21 protein-coding genes and 1 pseudogene are annotated in these 18,892 nt (G+C 36.9%); 5 read left to right on the plus strand and 17 right to left on the minus strand.

The features are described 5' to 3' along the window. Positions 1–97 precede the first annotated feature (97 nt). The 5 genes from argF to argC are packed head-to-tail and all read right to left on the minus strand — an operon-like array spanning position 98 to position 5,271. Positions 98–1,048, minus strand: a complete 951-nt coding sequence (gene argF, locus AZF08_RS02235) for an ornithine carbamoyltransferase (RefSeq protein ID WP_033672412.1) — start codon at positions 1,046–1,048, stop codon at positions 98–100. 12 nt (positions 1,049–1,060) lie between these two features. Beyond that, positions 1,061–2,221: an acetylornithine transaminase gene (locus tag AZF08_RS02240; protein WP_033672413.1), complete on the minus strand. Its 1,161-nt coding sequence runs from the start codon at positions 2,219–2,221 to the stop codon at positions 1,061–1,063. Further along, the gene (argB, locus tag AZF08_RS02245; protein WP_033672414.1) at positions 2,218–2,985 is read right to left on the minus strand and encodes an acetylglutamate kinase; all 768 of its coding nucleotides are present in this window, start codon (positions 2,983–2,985) and stop codon (positions 2,218–2,220) included. Before argB ends, AZF08_RS02240 begins: the two co-directional genes overlap by 4 nt. Positions 2,986–2,996: 11 nt before the next feature. Next, positions 2,997–4,223 (minus strand): bifunctional glutamate N-acetyltransferase/amino-acid acetyltransferase ArgJ, encoded by a 1,227-nt coding sequence (gene argJ / locus AZF08_RS02250; protein ID WP_033672415.1) that lies wholly within the window; start codon positions 4,221–4,223, stop codon positions 2,997–2,999. A 10-nt stretch (positions 4,224–4,233) separates the two neighbouring features. Further along, positions 4,234–5,271 (minus strand): N-acetyl-gamma-glutamyl-phosphate reductase, encoded by a 1,038-nt coding sequence (gene argC, locus AZF08_RS02255; RefSeq protein ID WP_033672416.1) that lies wholly within the window; start codon positions 5,269–5,271, stop codon positions 4,234–4,236. A 235-nt stretch (positions 5,272–5,506) separates the two neighbouring features. Here argC and AZF08_RS02260 point away from each other — a divergent pair, with 235 nt between their 5' ends. Beyond that, positions 5,507–5,692: a YqzH family protein gene (locus AZF08_RS02260; RefSeq protein WP_033672417.1), complete on the plus strand. Its 186-nt coding sequence runs from the start codon at positions 5,507–5,509 to the stop codon at positions 5,690–5,692. Between the two features lie 29 nt (positions 5,693–5,721). On the opposite strand, the gene AZF08_RS02265 is transcribed toward AZF08_RS02260, so the two are convergent. Together AZF08_RS02265 and AZF08_RS02270 are read right to left on the minus strand one after the other, a co-directional pair. Beyond that, a complete protein-coding gene (locus tag AZF08_RS02265; RefSeq protein WP_033672418.1) occupies positions 5,722–6,516 on the minus strand; it encodes an SDR family oxidoreductase in 795 nt (264 codons plus the stop codon). A gap of 9 nt (positions 6,517–6,525) precedes the next feature. Beyond that, the gene (locus AZF08_RS02270; RefSeq protein ID WP_033672419.1) at positions 6,526–7,479 is read right to left on the minus strand and encodes an MBL fold metallo-hydrolase; all 954 of its coding nucleotides are present in this window, start codon (positions 7,477–7,479) and stop codon (positions 6,526–6,528) included. 166 nt (positions 7,480–7,645) lie between these two features. On the opposite strand from AZF08_RS02270, the gene proI reads away from it, so the two are divergent. Next, positions 7,646–8,485, plus strand: a complete 840-nt coding sequence (gene proI, locus AZF08_RS02275) for a pyrroline-5-carboxylate reductase ProI (protein WP_033672420.1) — start codon at positions 7,646–7,648, stop codon at positions 8,483–8,485. Positions 8,486–8,553: 68 nt separating this feature from the next. Here the strand turns inward: proI and sdaAA are convergent, their stop codons facing one another. The 4 genes and pseudogenes from sdaAA to rnz all read right to left on the minus strand — a co-directional run bounded on the left by sdaAA (position 8,554) and on the right by rnz (position 12,498). Further along, a complete protein-coding gene (gene sdaAA, locus AZF08_RS02280; protein ID WP_033672421.1) occupies positions 8,554–9,432 on the minus strand; it encodes an L-serine ammonia-lyase, iron-sulfur-dependent, subunit alpha in 879 nt (292 codons plus the stop codon). Positions 9,433–9,451: 19 nt separating this feature from the next. Continuing rightward, positions 9,452–10,111, minus strand: a complete 660-nt coding sequence (gene sdaAB, locus AZF08_RS02285) for an L-serine ammonia-lyase, iron-sulfur-dependent subunit beta (protein ID WP_033672422.1) — start codon at positions 10,109–10,111, stop codon at positions 9,452–9,454. Positions 10,112–10,159: 48 nt separating this feature from the next. Continuing rightward, positions 10,160–11,198, minus strand: a pseudogene (locus tag AZF08_RS02290) (PTS sugar transporter subunit IIC). A 376-nt stretch (positions 11,199–11,574) separates the two neighbouring features. Beyond that, entirely contained in the window at positions 11,575–12,498 is a 924-nt protein-coding gene (rnz, locus tag AZF08_RS02295; RefSeq protein ID WP_033672423.1) for a ribonuclease Z, read from the minus strand. A gap of 260 nt (positions 12,499–12,758) precedes the next feature. Here rnz and AZF08_RS02300 point away from each other — a divergent pair, with 260 nt between their 5' ends. Next, positions 12,759–13,010 (plus strand): DUF3932 family protein, encoded by a 252-nt coding sequence (locus AZF08_RS02300; RefSeq protein ID WP_033672424.1) that lies wholly within the window; start codon positions 12,759–12,761, stop codon positions 13,008–13,010. Between the two features lie 203 nt (positions 13,011–13,213). On the opposite strand, the gene AZF08_RS02305 is transcribed toward AZF08_RS02300, so the two are convergent. Both AZF08_RS02305 and AZF08_RS02310 read right to left on the minus strand, forming a co-directional pair. After that, entirely contained in the window at positions 13,214–13,984 is a 771-nt protein-coding gene (locus tag AZF08_RS02305) for an alpha/beta fold hydrolase (protein ID WP_033672426.1), read from the minus strand. A gap of 159 nt (positions 13,985–14,143) precedes the next feature. Beyond that, entirely contained in the window at positions 14,144–15,382 is a 1,239-nt protein-coding gene (locus AZF08_RS02310) for a DNA polymerase IV (protein WP_033672427.1), read from the minus strand. Positions 15,383–15,541: 159 nt separating this feature from the next. On the opposite strand from AZF08_RS02310, the gene AZF08_RS02315 reads away from it, so the two are divergent. Next, positions 15,542–15,745 (plus strand): hypothetical protein, encoded by a 204-nt coding sequence (locus AZF08_RS02315; RefSeq protein WP_033672429.1) that lies wholly within the window; start codon positions 15,542–15,544, stop codon positions 15,743–15,745. A gap of 56 nt (positions 15,746–15,801) precedes the next feature. On the opposite strand, the gene AZF08_RS02320 is transcribed toward AZF08_RS02315, so the two are convergent. After that, entirely contained in the window at positions 15,802–16,920 is a 1,119-nt protein-coding gene (locus AZF08_RS02320) for a tripeptidase T (RefSeq protein WP_033672430.1), read from the minus strand. 126 nt (positions 16,921–17,046) lie between these two features. Continuing rightward, a complete protein-coding gene (locus AZF08_RS02325; protein ID WP_033672886.1) occupies positions 17,047–17,592 on the minus strand; it encodes a GNAT family N-acetyltransferase in 546 nt (181 codons plus the stop codon). A gap of 221 nt (positions 17,593–17,813) precedes the next feature. Here AZF08_RS02325 and prli42 point away from each other — a divergent pair, with 221 nt between their 5' ends. After that, positions 17,814–17,906, plus strand: a complete 93-nt coding sequence (prli42, locus tag AZF08_RS29590; RefSeq protein WP_153019474.1) for a stressosome-associated protein Prli42 — start codon at positions 17,814–17,816, stop codon at positions 17,904–17,906. 107 nt (positions 17,907–18,013) lie between these two features. On the opposite strand, the gene AZF08_RS02330 is transcribed toward prli42, so the two are convergent. Continuing rightward, the gene (locus AZF08_RS02330) at positions 18,014–18,253 is read right to left on the minus strand and encodes a DUF3894 domain-containing protein (RefSeq protein WP_033672431.1); all 240 of its coding nucleotides are present in this window, start codon (positions 18,251–18,253) and stop codon (positions 18,014–18,016) included. 73 nt (positions 18,254–18,326) lie between these two features. Continuing rightward, positions 18,327–18,878: a L,D-transpeptidase gene (locus tag AZF08_RS02335; protein ID WP_033672432.1), complete on the minus strand. Its 552-nt coding sequence runs from the start codon at positions 18,876–18,878 to the stop codon at positions 18,327–18,329. Positions 18,879–18,892 lie beyond the last annotated feature (14 nt).

The raw sequence follows: 18,892 nt of genomic DNA on the forward strand, positions 1-18,892 counted from the left end.
ATATTTGTACAAGTGGTTCTCTCACACGTTTTTTCTTTTTTCTAACTTTACCTTACAATTTTTTCCATAAAAATACACTACAAAAAAACCTCCCCCATTAGGAAGGTTTTTTCACATTTTGAAACAAACTTACTAATAACGCTTTTTGAGCATGCAATCGATTACCCGCTTGCTCGAAAACAATAGAATGGGATCCATCAATGATTTCTCCCGTTACTTCTTCCTCACGGTGAGCTGGTAAGCAATGTAAGAAGCGATATGTTTTCTTAGCATATTGAACAAGTTGTTCATTTACTTGGAATGGCTGAAATAATGTATATTTCTCTTCTACATCTTCTTGCCCCATACTCATCCAAACATCTGTATAAACAAAATCAGCCTCTTTTACTGCCTGCTCTGGATGATTCAAAACTTCAATAATTGCTCCCGTTTCATTTGCAATTTCTAAAGCATGCTTTACAATTTGTTCATTCGGTTCATACCCTACAGGAGTGGCTACTGTCATATGCATACCCACTTTTGCGCTCGCTAGTAGTAAAGAATGACAAACATTATTTCCGTCACCTACGTAAGCGAGTTTAATCCCTTTGAATGTATGAACTTCTTCATATATTGTCATTAAGTCAGCCAATGCCTGACATGGATGATGATTATCCGTCAATCCATTAATAACAGGAATACTTGCTTTTTTCGCAAGCTCCTCTACATCCGCATGTGAAAATGTACGAATCATAATTCCATCAATATAATGAGATAATACTTTCGCGGTATCTGAAACACTCTCTCCTCTCCCAATTTGCATTTCTTTTCCACTTAAAAACATTCCATGTCCACCGAGCTGTACCATTCCTGCCTCAAAAGAGACACGTGTACGAGTCGAATGTTTATCAAAAATAAGTCCTAGTATTTTTCCACTTAATAGCGATTCATGCTTATTTTGTTTTAAGTACATAGCAAATTCAATTAACGCAATTATTTCTTCCTTCGTCAGTTCTTCCAATGTTAAAAGATCTTTCGTTTGTAATTTCGGTACTTGTACAGTTGACATAGAATTTCCCCCTTATATGATCGGTAATTTTTGTGTACGAATCACTTTTTTTATCATAGCTACAGCTTCCTCTAGTTCTTCATTCGTTACAATAAGTGGCGGTAAAAGCCGCACCACATTCGGCCCCGCTTGCAATACAAGAAGACCTTCTTTTTCTAGCTGTTCTATAATTGTTTGGACATCACACTTACAAGAAATTCCGATCATAAGTCCTCTCCCACGAATAGAAGTAATCCACTCAATATCAGTTAATTCTTGCTTTAATTTTTGCAGTAAGTATTCTCCCTTCCCTTTTACCTCTTGTAAAAATGAAGGTTGTTTTATAATTTGCAACACTTCTTTTGCCGCTGTCATTGCAATATAATTTCCGCCGAAGGTTGAACCGTGGGTGCCTGCTGTAAAAGCGGACACAAGCTCTTTTTTCCCAAGCATCGCCCCAACAGGAATACCATTTCCGAGTGCTTTTGCAACTGTAACGATATCTGGAGATATTCCTGTCTGTTCATAAGCAAACAGCGTTCCGGTTCTTCCTATTCCCGTTTGCACCTCATCGATTATATAAAGAGCACCACATTCTTTACATAACTGTTCAATTTCTTGTAAAAAGGAAAGATCAGCAGGTAGTACACCGCCCTCCCCTTGAATAATTTCCACCATAACTGCGGCAACATCTTCACTCATCACCTCTCGAAGTGCTTCTAGATCGTTAAAGGGAATATGTAAAAAGGATGGAAGAAGCGGCCCGAATCCCTTTTTCACTTTCTCTTGACCTGTTGCGCTCATCGTCCCATACGTTCTACCGTGAAAAGATTGCTGAAATGTTATAACAAGAGATCTCCCAGTATGCTTACGCGCTAGTTTAAGAGCTGCCTCATTTGCTTCTGCTCCACTATTACAGAAAAACACGTAATCTAACTCACTACCTTCTGTTAATAGTGTTGCCACATCTTCTTGTACTGTATGTGGAAAAAGGTTTGATATATGCCATATTTCACCTAGTTGCTTTGCTGCTGCTTCAACAAGTACAGGATGACAATGTCCTAGATTACATACCGCAATCCCAGAAGTGAAATCTAAATATTGCTTCCCGTTGCTATCTATAACTTTTGTTCCACTTCCTTTGATCACTTCGATTTCTCTTCTCCCATATGTCGGAAAGATACGAATCGTCATACAATATTCACTCCTTTTGTTACTGTCGTTCCAATCCACTCTCCTGTAATCCCAACAAAGTTCTTCGTACCATTCACAATGCTGGCATACTGTACTCCCATCTGTAACGATGTAAGAGCGGCCCTGACTTTCGGGATCATCCCACCTGTAATAACACCTGTTTTTATCAGATGAAGAATCTCAGCTTCATCCGTTTTCTTTAACAACTCTCCTTGAGACAATACTCCATCTACATCTGTAATAAAAATAAGCTCCTTTGCCCCTAGCGCAGCTGCAATTCCAGCTGCGGCAGTATCTGCATTGATGTTATAAACTTGATTTCCTCTTATCCCAATTGGTGCAATAACCGGAATATAATTCAAATCTAGTAATCCTTTTAGTAGTGAGGAATCGACATGACTAACTTCTCCAACATATCCAAGCCCTGCATCCAGCGGTCGAACCTGAAGTAGATTCCCATCACAACCAGAGATTCCAATTGTAGACAAGCCATGCTTTTGAAAATTCATTACTAATTTTTTATTTGTACTTCCGCATAAAACCATCTGAACAACATCCATAACTTCTTTCGTCGTCACCCGCAGCCCTTGTTTCTTTTCTATCGGAATGTGAAATTGATTTAACTTTGCATCAATTTCTGGACCACCACCATGTACAACAACAACTTGGTATTTTTTCTTTAATTTCTCTATACATGTAAAAAACACACGATCTAAATGCTCTAACATACTACCGCCGCACTTTACTACGATATACTCGTTCATCTTTTCTCTCCTTATGTACGATAACAAGCATTTATTTTTACATAGTCATAACCTAAGTCACAGCCCCAGGCTCTTCCTTTTTCTTCTCCAAGGTGTAAATGAACATCAATGATAATTTCAGGTTGCTTTAACTTTTTCTTCATTTCCTCTTCAGAAAACAATTGCGGTTCACTGCTTTGTAAAACAATAATAGATTGGACCGCAATATCAACAGCCCTCGGTTTAATAACAACTCCACTTTGGCCAATCGCACTAATAATGCGGCCCCAGTTTGGATCCTCACCATACATCGCTGTTTTCACAAGACTTGAGCCAACAATTTGCTTCGCAATCTTGTTCCCCTCTTCCACAGTTCGAACGCCGCATACGTTTACTTCAACTAACTTCGTCGCACCTTCACCATCTTTCGCAATCTGCTTTGCTAAATCTTCACACACCGTTTGCAAAGCAATCTTAAACTTCTCCCACTCAGCATGATTCGTATCAATAGCAGTCGTTTCTGATAATCCACTTGCCATGACAATGACCATATCATTTGTAGATGTATCTCCGTCCACTGTAATTTGGTTAAATGTATGATTCGTAACTTGTGATAATGCTAGCTGGAGTGCATCTTGTTCTATATTTATGTCTGTTGTAATAAAACTAAGCATCGTCGCCATATTCGGATGAATCATCCCCGATCCTTTAGCAGCCCCAGCAATCATTACTTCTTTTCCTTCCACCGTAAACTGATAACATGATTGTTTCGTCGTAAGATCCGTTGTTAAAATCGATTCATAAAAGGAGACTGCTTTCTCTTTTTCTTTCGTTGGTACAAGCGATACAATTCCAGCACGAATGACATCCATCGGCAAAGGTACTCCAATGACACCTGTTGAAGCAACTGCTACATAATTTTCTTGTACATGGAATTGTTTTGCTACTAGCGTTCGTATTTCATACGCATCTCGCACCCCTTGTACACCTGTACATGCATTCGCATTTCCACTATTTACAACTATTACTTGCAATTTCCCTTCCGCTGCAATACTTTCTTTTGTTACTTGCAGTGGCGCTGCTTGAAATTGATTTGTTGTATAAACAGCACCGCAATTAGCTGGAACTTCACAAACAATTGCTCCCATATCCTTCTTTCCTTTTTTCAATCCGACCTCCGTACCAATCGCTGCAAAACCTTTCGGTGATACAATTGATCCGTCATCTACTTTTATAATAGAATCGATTTTAATCACCATTCTCTCCCCCTTATGGATAAAGCGGCATATGTTGTAGACCCGCTGTTTCGTCTAGACCCGCTAATAGATTTGCATTTTGAATTGCTTGCCCAGCTGCGCCCTTCATCATATTGTCAATAACCGAAACAACTGTAATACGTCCTGTTCGTTCATCATAAGTTACTCCAATATCACAATAATTTGAAGCTCTTACCTCTTTTGGACTTGGAAATTCCCCTTTAGAACGTATACGAACAAATGGAGAATCATAATATGTTTCTTTATATAAATTTTGAAGTTTTTGCACCTGAACCTCTTGCTTTGCTTTTGCATAAAGAGTAACCAAGATTCCGCGTGATACTGGGATTAAATGTGTGCTAAATGTAATTGGTCTGGCTTGTTTATTCCACTCGGTTAGCATTTGCTCAATCTCCGGAATATGCTGATGCTCATTTACTTTATAAATATGAAAATTATCATATAGCTCTGGAAAATGAGTCATTGTTGTCGGTGTTTTCCCTGCTCCTGATACACCTGATTTCGCATCAATAATAATGGAGTCTTCCTCAATTATTTTATTTCGCATTAATGGAGCTACAGCTAGTAATGCTGCTGTTGCAAAACATCCCGGATTCGCAATCAATTCAGCGTCTTGAATTGATTGCTTTTTCCACTCACTTAATCCATACACTGCCTTTTGAAGAATTTCTTTCTTTGCCGCTGGCTTTTTATACCACGTTTCGTATGTAGAAGGATTCATCATACGAAAATCGCCGGATAAATCAATAACTTTTAAACCAGCTTCCAGCAAACAAGGAGTCAACTCGGCCGAAACTCCTGCTGGTGTCGCTAAAAATACAATATTCGATTCTTTCGCTATTTCATCTACATCAATTTCTTGTAATGTATGTACAAGAAATTTTTGCAAATACGGATATACATTTGTTATGTGTTCTCCTACTTGTGAAAAAGAATGTAGAGATGCAATTGAAAAGTATGGATGCTGATGTAACAACCTAATCAATTCAATTCCCCCATATCCTGTTGCCCCAATAATCGCGACTTTCATAAGCCCCTCCTTATATCGATTCTTTAAATTAAGTATGATTATAATATTGTATATTTATAGAGTCAATTAAATATTTATTAATTTTTAATTTTAATAAACACACAAAATATAATAATTTTACTGAAAAAACAATACTACCTTATTCACTTTATGCATATTTTATGTATACTAGTGTTTTTTCTACACTTCAAGTACAATAAAGACAATACATTTATACATGCGAGTGGGGAAAAACATGAATGAAAAATTAATTAAAAAAATGATATTGAAAAGTTTTGGGCAATATCAATGTAGACCGATTTCAAAAGAGGATTATGAGATTCTAATTCGAGGAGTTCAAACAATGATTGTTACACAACCTGACATCGATGTGTACGAAGCAGTTGAAGATATTGTTTATGAGTATGTAACGGGAACATAAAAAATAGGAGATTTCTATTTGGAAACCTCCTATTTTTTACTTAATGATTTACCCGCTATACGTTCAAAAAGACCTGGAAATAGCGCAAAAAACTTCGGCCCAACACTCATCCATTTCGGCAAGTTCACTTCACGTTTTTTCGTTTGCATTGCTTTGACAATTTGTTCTGCCACATATGTCGGCTTTAGCATATAACGCCCCATACTTTTTACATATGTACCTGATTGATCGGCAATTTCAAAAAAGTTCGTATCAATTGGCCCTGGATTAATTGCCGTTACATGAATATTAGTGTTCGAGAGCTCCATACGTAAACTATTTGTAAACCCCAATACCGCATGTTTCGTTGCAGCATACGCACTAGATTTTGGCGTTGCAATCTTCCCAGCTAACGAAGCAATATTAATAATTTGCCCCTTATTTCTCTCTACCATATGAGGTAATACCGCCTTCGTACAAGCCACTAATCCAAATACATTGACCTGAAACATATCTTTCACTTCAGCCATAGACGCTTCTTCAAACGTTTTGAAAATGCCAAATCCCGCATTATTTACTAATATATCAATCTGCCCTACATCTTGTAACACCTTCGTAAAAACAGCCTCCACTGCTACTTCTTCACTTACATCTAATACATAATAATAGCAAGGCGTATTGTAAGTCGTTTTAATTTTATCTGCTAATACTCTTAACTTTTCTTCTGTCCGGGCCATTAATACAGGAATTGCTCCCCTGGCTGCAACTTGCATCGCAACTTGTTCTCCAATCCCACTTGAAGCCCCTGTAATGACGATTACTTTTTCTTGTAAACGTCTTGTCATTGCTGTCACCTACTTTGCATAATAAATCAATTGTGGCGTGGATTCATCAATCATCACTTGTTGATTATATTCTAAAAAGTCCAATTGTCCAACTGTTTCAGAAATCGTAAGCGGCAATTGCTCTTTATATAGTATAGGAAATAACTTTACACATACTTCAAAAGCCGTCATCGGTTTTTCTTTTAATAACTCTAATACTTTAAATGCACGTGTTTCTTGCTTTTGCAATCTTCCTTCTATCAATTGTTTCACATTCACAATGTCATCTCCATGACCTGATAAAATACGTGAAATATTCATTGTACTTAAACGTTTTAATGTTCGATTATACTGTAGTAAGGGCCTAGCTCGTTCTGTCTGTCCTTCATATGGCGGCTCTAGTATCGGATTAGAAGAAATATGACTAATTAAAGCATCCCCTCCAATTAACAATCCATCACACTCTCTATATAAGGAAATATGAGTAGAAGCATGTCCGGGTGTTTCGATAACTGTAAATCCAGGTAATGATTCAATACTGTCTCCTTCTCGTACAGTATGTGTTAACGATCTATTGCAAGAATATTTAAGTGTTTTCGTTGTAAGTAGCACTTCATCTTTCAAAAACACTTCTGGTACCCCAAACTGTAATGCAGCTTCCTTAAAAAATTGTTGATAACGTTTCAAGAATTGCGAATTCTGTGTAATCCATGGTTCATTCCAAGGATGACCAACAATATTCACATCCGCAGAAAATGCATTTAAAAGCCCACAATGATCTGCATGATGATGCGTAATAACTACGTTTTCAATATCTGCTATCTTATATCCTAAATCTCCTAGTTGTTTTTCTAATGCTATCTTTGCTTCCCCTGTATTTGTCCCTGTATCAATTAATGTTAATGATTCTCCCTCTACTAAAAACACATTAACTGTCTCAACTGCAAATGGAACAGGAATCTCCATTCGATGAATTGCCATCATATTTATGCCCCCCTGTCTCTTTCCGGTTCAAAAATGAATCTTCCTTCAGTTTACAACTTCTATAAAAATTTGTCATTATTTTCAGATAAAAAGAAGGTGTTTTCTATATGAAAACGAATGTATGTAAATTTATAAGTTTTCTTATAAAAAATAAAGGGGGCACATCATGTTGATTCAAAATATTTCCTTTCTAGGAGCTGGTTCTATAGCTGAAGCAATTATCGCAGGGCTATTAGACGCTAATGTCGTAAAAGGTGAACAAATTACAGTAAGCAATCGTTCGAATGAAACACGATTACAGGAATTACATACAAAATACGGTGTCAAAGCAACACATAACAAACAAGAGCTACTTGCGCATGCAAATATTATTTTCCTCGCGATGAAGCCAAAAGACGTTGCAGAAGCACTGCAACCTCTAAAAAAATATATAACAAATAATCAACTCATTATTTCATTATTAGCAGGTGTTTCTACTAGATCTATTGCGGAACTACTTCAAAAAAACGTTCCAATTATCCGTGCAATGCCAAATACATCCGCTACTATTTTAAAGTCAGCTACAGCGATTTCTCCGTCCTTCCATGCAACAGATCAACATGTTCACATTGCCAAATCTCTATTTGAAACAATCGGCCTCGTTTCGGTAGTGGAAGAAAAGCATATGCATGCTGTTACAGCATTATCTGGAAGCGGACCTGCCTACGTATATTACGTGGTAGAAGCGATGGAAGAAGCCGCAAAACAAATTGGCTTAGAAGAATCTGTTGCAAAATCTCTTATTTTACAAACAATGATTGGCGCAGCTGAAATGCTTAAAGCGAGCACAAAGCATCCTTCTGCCTTACGAAAAGAAATCACCTCTCCTGGTGGAACGACTGAAGCAGGAATCGAAGTACTACAAAATTTAAATTTTCAACAAGCACTCGTCGCATGTATCGCGCAGGCTACAAAACGGTCACACGAACTCGGAGAAACATTAGAACAATTAACAAAAGAAAAATAAAAATTTGTTTCATATCAAAAACGGAGCCCACAACATTCATCCGGGCTCCGTTTCTTTGTTCTATTTTCTTATTTACTATTCTTTCCGAAAATCTCTTCTTGGAGACGACGACCGGTCGGTGTCGCTGCAAGTCCGCCTTCAGCTGTTTCGCGGAGAGCAACTGGCATTGTTTGCCCAATTCTGAACATTGCTTCAATTACTTCATCGCACGGAATCGTACTTGTTACACCAGCTAATGATAAATCCGCTGCAATCATAGCATTTGAAGCACCTGCTGCATTCCGTTTTACACAAGGTACTTCTACAAGTCCCGCAACAGGATCACATACTAATCCTAGCATATTTTTCAAAGCAATTGCCATTGCTGTGGCAGCTTGTTCTTGCGTTCCTCCAGCCATTTCAACAGCTGCCGCTGCTGCCATTCCACTTGCTGAACCAACCTCAGCTTGACACCCTCCAGCTGCTCCAGAAATACAAGCATTATTGGCAACAACCATACCAAACGCTCCTGCTGTAAATAAGAATTCAATCATTTCTTCACGTGTTGGCTGTAATTTTTCTTTAAGTGCAAACAGTACACCCGGTACTGTTCCAGCTGATCCAGCTGTTGGTGTTGCACAAATAATTCCCATTGCTGCATTAACCTCATTTGTTGCAACAGCTTTACTCACTGCATCCAAAATCGTATGTCCAGATAAGCCTTTTCCACTCTTCATATACTCTTGTACTTTTACCGCATCTCCGCCGGTTAAACCAGTCGGTGATTTTACACCTCGAATCCCGCGCTCTACTGCTTGTTCCATTACAACTAAGTTTCTCTCCATTCCAGCAAGCACTTCTTCACGAGAGATACTTCTTGTCTCCATTTCACATTGAATCATAATTTCTGCAATTTTTACATTCTGTTCTTTAGCTTGTGCCACAAGTTCCGCTGCGTTCCGAAACATGGTGTGTCCCCCCCTGCAATTAATCCATAATAGTTACTTGACAAATATTTGATTGTCCTTTTATTTCCTCAATAACTGCATCTGCCAATAATTCATCTGTTTCAATGACCATAAGTGCTCTTCTTCCCTTCTCCTTACGTGAAACACTCATTGTACTAATGTTAATTTCATGTTTCGCAAGTATAGAAGCTACAGATGCAATTGCCCCAAAACGATCGTTATTTACAATTAAAAGTGCGGGACTTGTTCCTGATAGCTGCAAATCAAATCCATTTAATTCCACCACTTCAATCTTGCCACCACCAATTGAACAAGCGACAACTTCGATTTCTTCTTCTCCTTTATATAAACGAATTTTCGCTGTATTCGGATGTGGTGCATTCGCTTCTTCTTCAATAAAGTCCACTTCAATTCCACGCTCTTTTGCAATTTCTAATGCACTCGGGATACGTGTATCATCTGTTTCAAATCCTAGTATTCCACCAATCAGCGCTACATCCGTACCGTGACCACGATATGTTTTTGCAAATGAGCCATATAACGAAATGGTAACTCGTTCTGGTTCATAGCGAAAGAGTTGACGAGCAACTTGCCCCATTCTTGCTGCACCTGCTGTATGTGAACTCGACGGACCAATCATAACTGGACCGATAATATCAAATACTGAGCGATATTTCATCATGATTCCCCCTAAATCTCTATGAAAAAATTACTTACTTCTATTCTATTAAGCTGCCGATTCTGTTGCTTTCCCGCCCGTTCCACGAATTTGATCCGCTGTACGAATTGGATAGTTTTTAAATAGACGTGAGCCAATATATCCTGAAATAATGCCTGATACCATAATACATAAGAAACATAACGTCACTTTCATTGAATCATTAAATCCATACATAACCATAAGTCCGGCAATTGGTGTTGCCGTTCCAGTTGCATTATTAATAAGGTCAAACATTGAAATAATAATACCCGCTGCTGCACCACCAATAAAGTTTGTTACATAAACAGGAATTGGATTTGCTGAAATTAGATCAGCTTGCGTAAGTGGCTCGATTGCAACCGCGATTGTCGTACGCTTATCTCCAAACTTCATTCGTTTAAAGAATACATAGTTCATAAAGGATGAGCTTGTTACTGCTAAAGCTCCTATAGCCATCGGTAATCCTGTTAAACCAAGAAGTGCTGTTAACGCCATTGAACTTAGTGGTGCAGTCGCAACGACTGTAATAATACCACCTAATATAATCCCCATAACAATCGGACTTGCATCAGCAGCTGATGTAATTACTCCTCCGATTTGTTTCAAAGTTGCTGTTACAACCGGATCCATTCCCTGTGCAATTAATCTTGTTAATGGCGCCGCAATTACGATACATGCAATTAAATCTAATCCTTCTGGTACTCGTTTTTCAATTTGTTTTACTAAAAATGATATAAGATAACCAGCGATAAATCCTGGTAGCAATCCAAATTTTAACACAGAAGCCCCTACAAGCATAGCATAAACAGGTGATACTCCCATCGCTAATGCGACAAGGGTCGCACCAGCTACTCCGCCTAGGCTACCTGCTGATTCTCCAACCTCTTTTAAAAACGGTATTCCGATTAAATCTCCACCAACGTATAGCTGAAATGCTTCTACTAAGAAACTTGCAACTGCAGCACTAGCTAAGGCCCCCATTGCTTTCATACCATTCGGTGCTTTAAAACTAAAGAGTGAAACTTAATACAAATAATAATAGTACAGTTCCCTTAATAATCTCCATGTTGTCCTCTCCCTTTTAGTCAATTTCGTTTCGTTACGAAAAATGGCTAAAATGCACGATGTAACTCACGATGAATTGTAATGTGCCCTCATTATAGCTTGTTTTTTATGAAACGCTTACTTTTATTGAATTTTAAAATTTCTGAATTTAAAAATGTTTATTTTTCTTGTATCACAATATGATATTTCACTTATATAACAGTTTCTCAAAATAACAGTTATTTTGTATTTTTCTCATATACATCCGAAATTCTTAAAACTTCTGTACCAGTTCATATAGATATAAAATAAAAACAGTTCTATCTGTTTATTAAGAAAAAAATTTTTATAAAAAATAAAACAATGGCAAATTCATATTGCCATTGTTTATAAAAAACTTATCGTTCTACATCAAAACGTTTCAAGTCCATTGCAATTTCAGTGTTCACAAACAGTGCCTGTGCCTCTTCTAATAATTCTTTATAAGTATCTCCCTGATACCGAGAACTAATATGCGTTAAAATTAACCGTTTCACATTTGCCTTTAGCGCAATTCTAGCTGCCTGCTCTGTTGTAGAATGAAAATAATCATGTGCCTGCTCTTCATCTTCCGCTGCAAATGTTGCCTCATGTACAAGTACATCTGCATCTTGCGCAAGTTGGCTACTTGCTTCGCAGTAACGTGTATCTCCTAAAATTGTAATAATTCTTCCCTTTTGCGGTGGACCAATAAAGTCTTTCCCGTGTAAAACTCTTCCATCATCTAACTTGACTGTCTCACCATCTTTTAACCGTTTAAAGATTGGGCCTGGCTTCACTCCTACTTCTAACAGCTTCTCAACAAGAAGATGTCCCTGTATATCTTTCTCTACAATTCGATATCCAAAACATTCAATTCCATGTGATAATCTCTTCGTTTCCACACAAAATTGTTTGTCTTCAAAAACAGTACCTTCCTCAGTAATTTCCACAATTTCAAGTGGATACTTAACATGAGTTGTACTCACCGACAATGCCACCTCGATAAATTGCTTAATTCCTTTCGGCCCGTACACTGTTAATGGCGTTGTTCCGCCTTGAAAAGAGCGACTTCCTAATAAACCCGGTAAACCAAAGATATGGTCGCCATGTAAATGCGTAATAAATATTTTTTCAATGCGACGCGGGCGCACAGATGTATGTAAAATTTGATGTTGCGTTGCTTCACCACAGTCAAATAGCCATGTTTCACCACGTTCTTCTAATAATTGCAAAGCAATTGCTGAAACATTCCTTCCCTTTGAAGGAACGCCTGCACCAGTTCCTAGAAATACAAATTCCACTTTCTTTCCTCCAGCTCTTTATAGAATCTATCTTTCATCTTACGGAATGTTATTTCAAATGGCAAATGAATTTTCATGAATTAAAATCAAGATTTGGCTTCATCACAAGCTTAACTTCCTTACTTTCTCTACACTTTAGGATGAAAAGCTCACTACTCATCTAGATGACTATATATTACGAACGTTTTAAATAAAAACTTAACAATCGTTCGTGTTTTGTAGTAAAATAATTGTATCACATATAAAGGGAGCGTTTAACTATGAAAGAAGTATTTCGTTTACAAACTGATTTTTCATCTTCATTTGATCGCTGGGTAAGTTCTTTCGTTTCTGATCACCCAGCACAACTAGAATGGACGACTTTAAAAGAATTAATTCATGAGTACACAACATTCCATACAAGTCAGACACTACCAGAGTATATTTCTTCATCAATCACATATTATGCACAACGTATTTCCACACCAAATAATTCAGAGATTGTGATTTATGAAAATCATACCATCTCATAATCTATAAAATGAAACTTTAATCAGTGGGGATTTTCTTCATCCCCCACTGATTATTAGTTAAACCAATCGGGCTTTTACGGGCAGTTTATCTCCTGCCTAACTTCTTTGCTTTCACCGAACTTTGAGATGGGAGTATTACTGCCCACGAATAGCAGGATAAAATAAAAAAGCATCGAAAACCGGTGCTTTTTTACATGTTCTTCTTACTCATGATGTAAAATAAATTCCTTAATCATTGCATTTAAATTCTTTGCAGCTTTTGTAGGAATTTGATGCTTTACCTTTTCAATAAATTTCAATTCATTACATGGTAATTTTTCATGCAGTAACTTCGCATAATCATAAAAGACTTTATCTTCCTTACCATAAATCAATAAAATGGGAAGTGCAATGTTTGCGAGTTGCTCAGTACAAGTATAGTTCAAACTATACTTGTAATACTGCTCAATATTTTTGGCATTTCCTTTTCGAGCTTCCTTTAACATCTTTATAAACAATTTGTTTGTATTTGAATTCCCCCATGCAATAGATACCGCTAACAGTAAAACAGCCCTAAACTTCGCAAGTTTTACACCTAAAGAAATCTTATTCTTTAAATAACTATCACTCACTTCTGGCATACCACTAATAATAATTCCCCCAAACGCTCGATCCGCTGCAGTCAGCAAGAATTCTAATACAATTGAGCCGCCTGTTGAATATCCACATATAAAAGCTTTTTGAATACTTAAGTGATCCAAAATGAGCTTCATATCTTCTACAATTAACGGGTAAGTTATTGGTTCCCTTGAATACTCACTTCGTCCATGACCTCTAATATCAAAAGTAATTACTTTAAATGTTTTAGATAACTCTTCTACCTGATATTGAAAATTTGTACTGGTAAGTAAAGGAGGATGAATAAAAATAATAGGTATCCCTTCTCCACGAACGTTATAGTACAAACTAGTACCATCTATCTTAATCATTGACATATATCATCACCTCATATCATTACACTCTTAAGTATGTACCTTGCAATTCATTTCTTATTCACCTGTATAATAGAGAGACTATTTGAAAAATTTAACGAAGCAGTTCGAAGCGAGTTAACAATAAAAAGTGTCATGGATACTGAATTACCATGACACTTTTTACATAAATTTATTCTTTAATTTCTGCTGAAACGATTTCTCCTGCTTTCGAAACAGTTGACTGCCTCTTTGCAAAATAGGAGTTCCATACTTATCATTAATTTGGTCAATCACAGCTAATAATGGTTCTTCTTTCGCATCTTCCTCAAATGAAAATAAATCTAGTTGTTTAATTGATTCGGTCTTCCATTCTATTTCAGTAGCTGTAACACCAAGCAACCTGATCGGATCTCCATCCCAATGCCCTTTCCATAAACGTGAAGCAGCTTGAAAAATATCGCGTTCTTCCCAAATTGCATTTTTTAATTGCTTACTCCGCGTTACTGTACGCCGATCGTGATATTTGATCATAACTTGAATATTATAGGTGACAAGGGTACGTTTTTGTAACCTTTTACTAACTGACTTCGATAATCGCTCTAACATATCAAGCAATTCCTTCTCTTCATCCATATCTTTCGAAAATGTTGCCGAATTCCCTACGCTTTTATGTTGTCCCATTTGATTTGGATCTACTTCTCTATCATCTACACCTTTTGCCCGTTTCTGTAAATCCACACCATGCTTTCCTATTTTAGCGCGAATCACATGCTCTTCCCCGTTTGCTAACTGTCCAATTGTATCTATATGAATTTCTTTTAATTTTTCCGCTGTTTTCTGACCAATCCCATGCATCGCTTCAACAGGACGTGGCCAAAGTAACTCTTGAATATCTCGTTTCCGAAACACGGTAATACCAAGTGGTTTTTTCATATCCGACGCAGTCTTTGCAAGAAAAAGATTAGGAGCGATCCCAATGCTACATGGTAACTTTAATTCTGTTAATAAAGTTTGTTGAATCATCTTGGCAATTTCAAGAGGTGATCCTAATCCATAACAATCTGTTATATCTAAATAACCTTCGTCTATAGAAACTGGCTGTATCTTTTCAGTAAAGCGCGAAAGAATTTGAAACATCTCAAATGACGCCTCGCGATACAACTTAAAGTTCGGATGCTTTACAACTAAATTTGGACATAACCGCTTTGCTTCCCAAAGTGGCATTGTTGTACGTACTCCGTGTTCCCTTGCTTCATAGCTGCATGTTACAATGATCCCTTTTCGCTCTTTTTCATTTCCTGCAACCGCTAATGGCTTTCCTTTTAACGACGGATCATGTGCAATTTCAACTGATGCAAAGAAACAGTTCATATCCACATGTAAAATAACACGACCGTTTTTTGGATACATTTCTCTCATATTTCCACCTCCGAAAAAGAACATCTGTTCTTAAATGTATTATATCAAATACGATAAGGACTGTGGAGCTTTTCCAATATAAAAAGCAGGTTCTTTCACATTATATTTTTTGATATACTTAAATTAACAATGGATAATCCTGTAAAAGGAGTGGGTGATATGAAAAATCATAGTAAACTCAATTACACCTTTCTAGTTATTATATTAATTATTGCTATTAACTATTTATTACTGCCAGTTTTCAATGTTAATATTACCTTTGCACTTCTACCTCACGTAGTGCGCATTGCAACAACCTATATACTCCCATGGATTTTTTTATATTGGCTCATTCGCCTTGTGAAAGCAATTGAATCCAAATAAAAAAAGAACTTGTAAACCAATTATAGTTTACAAGTTCTTTTTTGTATTACTTACAATTATTTCGCTACTTCTTCAATAATCGCTACAACTAATTCAGCTGTTTTTGCTAATTCTTCAACAGGAATTTTTTCGTTTGTTGTATGAATTTCTTCATAGCCAACTGCTAAGTTTACTGTTGGAATACCATGTCCAGCAATTACGTTTGCGTCACTTCCGCCACCACTTTGGTGAAGAGAAGGCGTACGACCAATTTTTTCAGCGGCACGTTTTGCAACCTCTACAACATGATCGCCATCAGCAAATTTAAATCCTGGGTACATAACTTTTACTTCAACATCTGCTTGACCGCCCATTTCTTTGGCAGTTGTTTCAAATGCTTCTTTCATTTTTGCAACTTGCTCTTGCATTTTTTCATTCACTAAAGAACGAGCTTCTGCAAAGATTTGCACATGGTCACAAACGATATTTGTTTGTGTACCACCTTCAAAACGACCGATATTTGCAGTTGTTTCAGAATCAATACGACCAAGTGGCATTTTCGCAATTGCTTTCGCTGCAATTGTAATTGCTGATATACCTTTTTCTGGTGCTACACCAGCATGAGCTGTTTTCCCGCGAATGATTGCATTCACTTTCGCTTGTGTTGGTGCGGCAACTACGATTTCGCCAACTTTTCCATCACTATCTAATGCATAGCCATATTTCGCTGTAATACGTTCACGATCTAGTGCTTTCGCACCAACAAGACCAGATTCTTCACCAACTGTAATAATAAATTCGATTTTTCCATGAGGAATATTTTTTTCTTTTAAAATACGGATTGCTTCAAACATAGCTGCTAATCCAGCTTTATCATCTGATCCTAAAATTGTAGTACCATCTGATACGATATAACCATCTTTAATAGAAGGCTTAATTCCTTTACCAGGAACTACTGTATCCATATGAGAAGTGAAATAGATTGTCTCTACCCCTTCTTTCGTTGCTGGTAGCGTACAAATTAGGTTACCAGCACCATGTCCAGTTACACCCATTGTGTCATCTTCAAATACTTCAACACCTAAAGCAGTAAATTTCTCTGTTAACACTTTGCAAATTTCTGCTTCATATTTCGTTTCAGAATCTACTTGTACAAGTTCCATAAATTCATTTACTAAACGTTCTTGATTAATCATAAGAATGCGCCTCCTGCACTACGTTATGTATGTAACAACATTAATTATAACAGAATTTCGCAAAAGTTTCGAAAGACAGAACAAAAAACAGATGGTTCACACATCTAGATAGCCATCTGCTTTCTCCTACTCATTTAAAAGCACCCAGCGCATATGGTCTTCCCAAACCCCATTTACCATTAACATTTTCCGGGACACACCCTCATATTGAAAACCAATCTTCGTTACAACTTGTATAGATGCTAAATTACGTGGCATAATCGGCGCTTCTATGCGATGTAACTGAAATTCTTGAAATGCAACATCAATGGCTTTTCTAAGTGCTTCTGTCGTATAGCCTTTATTCAATTCATCTTTATCTAATTTATAACTAAGAATGCACGACTGATAAATCCCGCGCACAATTAAATTGAATGAAATACAACCAATAACATTCGTATTGTCACCTTTTTTAAAAATCCATAGTCGAATAATTTTCCCATCCGAAAACTCTTTTCTATCTTTTTGCAATCGTTTCTTTTGATAATCTAGTGTAAAAAAATCATCTGGTCGATATTCTTCCCACGCTTTTAAAAACTCACGATTTCTGTCGTAATATTGAAGAACTTGTTCTGCATACGACTCATCGATTTCTCTCAATTGTAAACGTTCTGTTTCGTATATTTTCATCATCGTATCCCCATTCTTCATCTTGTGAAACTTTCGTAAAAAAGCACTACATACAAGAGAATTGTGTTCCATGCCCATACCCCTCTCCTTCTATATTCGCTATTCACTTCGAATTTTCCTGTTGCGTTTTAAATGCACTTCTCGGTTTTTGTCTTCTCTATACCCTTGTCTACGTTTTCGTTTCTCGATACAATAAGATTGAACCGATTGTAAGGAGGATTCATATGAACAAAAAAGCACAAAAAGTTGTGATATACGTTATGCTGATTTCCATGCTTGTAACAACATTACTTGCTGGTGCAAGTATGTTTTGGTAAGAAGGACGATATATCGTCCTTCTTTTACTTTCTATTCATGTGCAAAAAGGCTGTTTATTCTCCAAGATAGAAAATAAACAGCCTGTTCAATCATAATTGTTTTCATATTATTTTATGAGTAACACAATCGCTACAACACTAAATGAAAAAGCCATCACAAGAGCCATAACGAAACTCGTGTAATGTTTCTGCTGAAACGCTCCAATTACAAATGTCAGATTCAGCAGTGCCATAAACACAATAGATATAAGAAAAGAGCATACATGAAAAGTTGCTAATATGAAAGTAACAATGAATAGAAAGCCGATAAAAAATTGCATATACGAAATCTTTGGATTCAAATACATACAAGCAACTCCTTTTCCTACTATCTTTTTATACTTTCATTAACGCATGGTTATGTACACATGTCAAGACAACTTAGACAGAAAGAAAAAGCCAACTTGTACGGTTGACCTTTTCGTATGCAATAGCCCCTTTTTCCTTCGCGAGCTTCTGAAACGGTTTGTTTGATTTTACAATCCACACCTTCGTTCCAATTGGAATACGATCAAATAAATATTCGACATCTTGTTTCTTCATTCGTATACATCCTTGTGAAATATACTTTCCAATTGAGCTTGGCTGATTTGTGCCATGTATACCATATTTACTTCCATCAGTCTCTCTCGCATTGAATCCCATCCATCTAGACCCAAGTGGGTTTTCGGGTGATCCACCAGGGATATTTTTTGCAATATAATATGGATCTTTCGCTTTTAAAACAATATCAAAAGTTCCCTCTGGCGTTAACTCATTTGTTTTCCCTGTCGCTACAGGAAAAACTTTTTGAATTTTACCATTATCAATATAAGCCAGCTTATTCGTCTGCTTATTTACAATAATAAAAGGATCGCCAACACGAGGGTTATCACCCAGGGGCCAAATCGGCGAAAGAGAAAAACATAATAATAAAGAAAGAAGATACGGCATAATCAATTCCTACC

Origin of the sequence: Bacillus gaemokensis, assembly GCF_001590835.1 — a bacterium.
GTDB classification, from domain to species: domain Bacteria; phylum Bacillota; class Bacilli; order Bacillales; family Bacillaceae_G; genus Bacillus_A; species Bacillus_A gaemokensis.

Excerpts from the sequence above, each read along its gene's own strand:
- AZF08_RS02265 (WP_033672418.1), bottom strand. The coding sequence starts at position 6,516 with ATGACAAGACGTTTACAAGAAAAAGTAATCGTCATTACAGGGGCTTCA.
- AZF08_RS02335 (WP_033672432.1), bottom strand. The coding sequence starts at position 18,878 with ATGCCGTATCTTCTTTCTTTATTATTATGTTTTTCTCTTTCGCCGATT.
- AZF08_RS02315 (WP_033672429.1), top strand. The coding sequence starts at position 15,542 with ATGAAAAATCATAGTAAACTCAATTACACCTTTCTAGTTATTATATTA.
- AZF08_RS02320 (WP_033672430.1), bottom strand. The coding sequence starts at position 16,920 with ATGATTAATCAAGAACGTTTAGTAAATGAATTTATGGAACTTGTACAA.
- AZF08_RS02260 (WP_033672417.1), top strand. The coding sequence starts at position 5,507 with ATGAATGAAAAATTAATTAAAAAAATGATATTGAAAAGTTTTGGGCAA.
- proI (WP_033672420.1), top strand. The coding sequence starts at position 7,646 with ATGTTGATTCAAAATATTTCCTTTCTAGGAGCTGGTTCTATAGCTGAA.
- AZF08_RS02325 (WP_033672886.1), bottom strand. The coding sequence starts at position 17,592 with ATGATGAAAATATACGAAACAGAACGTTTACAATTGAGAGAAATCGAT.
- argF (WP_033672412.1), bottom strand. The coding sequence starts at position 1,048 with ATGTCAACTGTACAAGTACCGAAATTACAAACGAAAGATCTTTTAACA.
- argC (WP_033672416.1), bottom strand. The coding sequence starts at position 5,271 with ATGAAAGTCGCGATTATTGGGGCAACAGGATATGGGGGAATTGAATTG.
- sdaAA (WP_033672421.1), bottom strand. The coding sequence starts at position 9,432 with ATGTTTCGGAACGCAGCGGAACTTGTGGCACAAGCTAAAGAACAGAAT.
- AZF08_RS02300 (WP_033672424.1), top strand. The coding sequence starts at position 12,759 with ATGAAAGAAGTATTTCGTTTACAAACTGATTTTTCATCTTCATTTGAT.
- argJ (WP_033672415.1), bottom strand. The coding sequence starts at position 4,223 with ATGGTGATTAAAATCGATTCTATTATAAAAGTAGATGACGGATCAATT.
- AZF08_RS02330 (WP_033672431.1), bottom strand. The coding sequence starts at position 18,253 with ATGTATTTGAATCCAAAGATTTCGTATATGCAATTTTTTATCGGCTTT.
- prli42 (WP_153019474.1), top strand. The coding sequence starts at position 17,814 with ATGAACAAAAAAGCACAAAAAGTTGTGATATACGTTATGCTGATTTCC.
- AZF08_RS02270 (WP_033672419.1), bottom strand. The coding sequence starts at position 7,479 with ATGATGGCAATTCATCGAATGGAGATTCCTGTTCCATTTGCAGTTGAG.
- AZF08_RS02240 (WP_033672413.1), bottom strand. The coding sequence starts at position 2,221 with ATGACGATTCGTATCTTTCCGACATATGGGAGAAGAGAAATCGAAGTG.
- argB (WP_033672414.1), bottom strand. The coding sequence starts at position 2,985 with ATGAACGAGTATATCGTAGTAAAGTGCGGCGGTAGTATGTTAGAGCAT.
- AZF08_RS02305 (WP_033672426.1), bottom strand. The coding sequence starts at position 13,984 with ATGTCAATGATTAAGATAGATGGTACTAGTTTGTACTATAACGTTCGT.
- AZF08_RS02310 (WP_033672427.1), bottom strand. The coding sequence starts at position 15,382 with ATGAGAGAAATGTATCCAAAAAACGGTCGTGTTATTTTACATGTGGAT.
- sdaAB (WP_033672422.1), bottom strand. The coding sequence starts at position 10,111 with ATGAAATATCGCTCAGTATTTGATATTATCGGTCCAGTTATGATTGGT.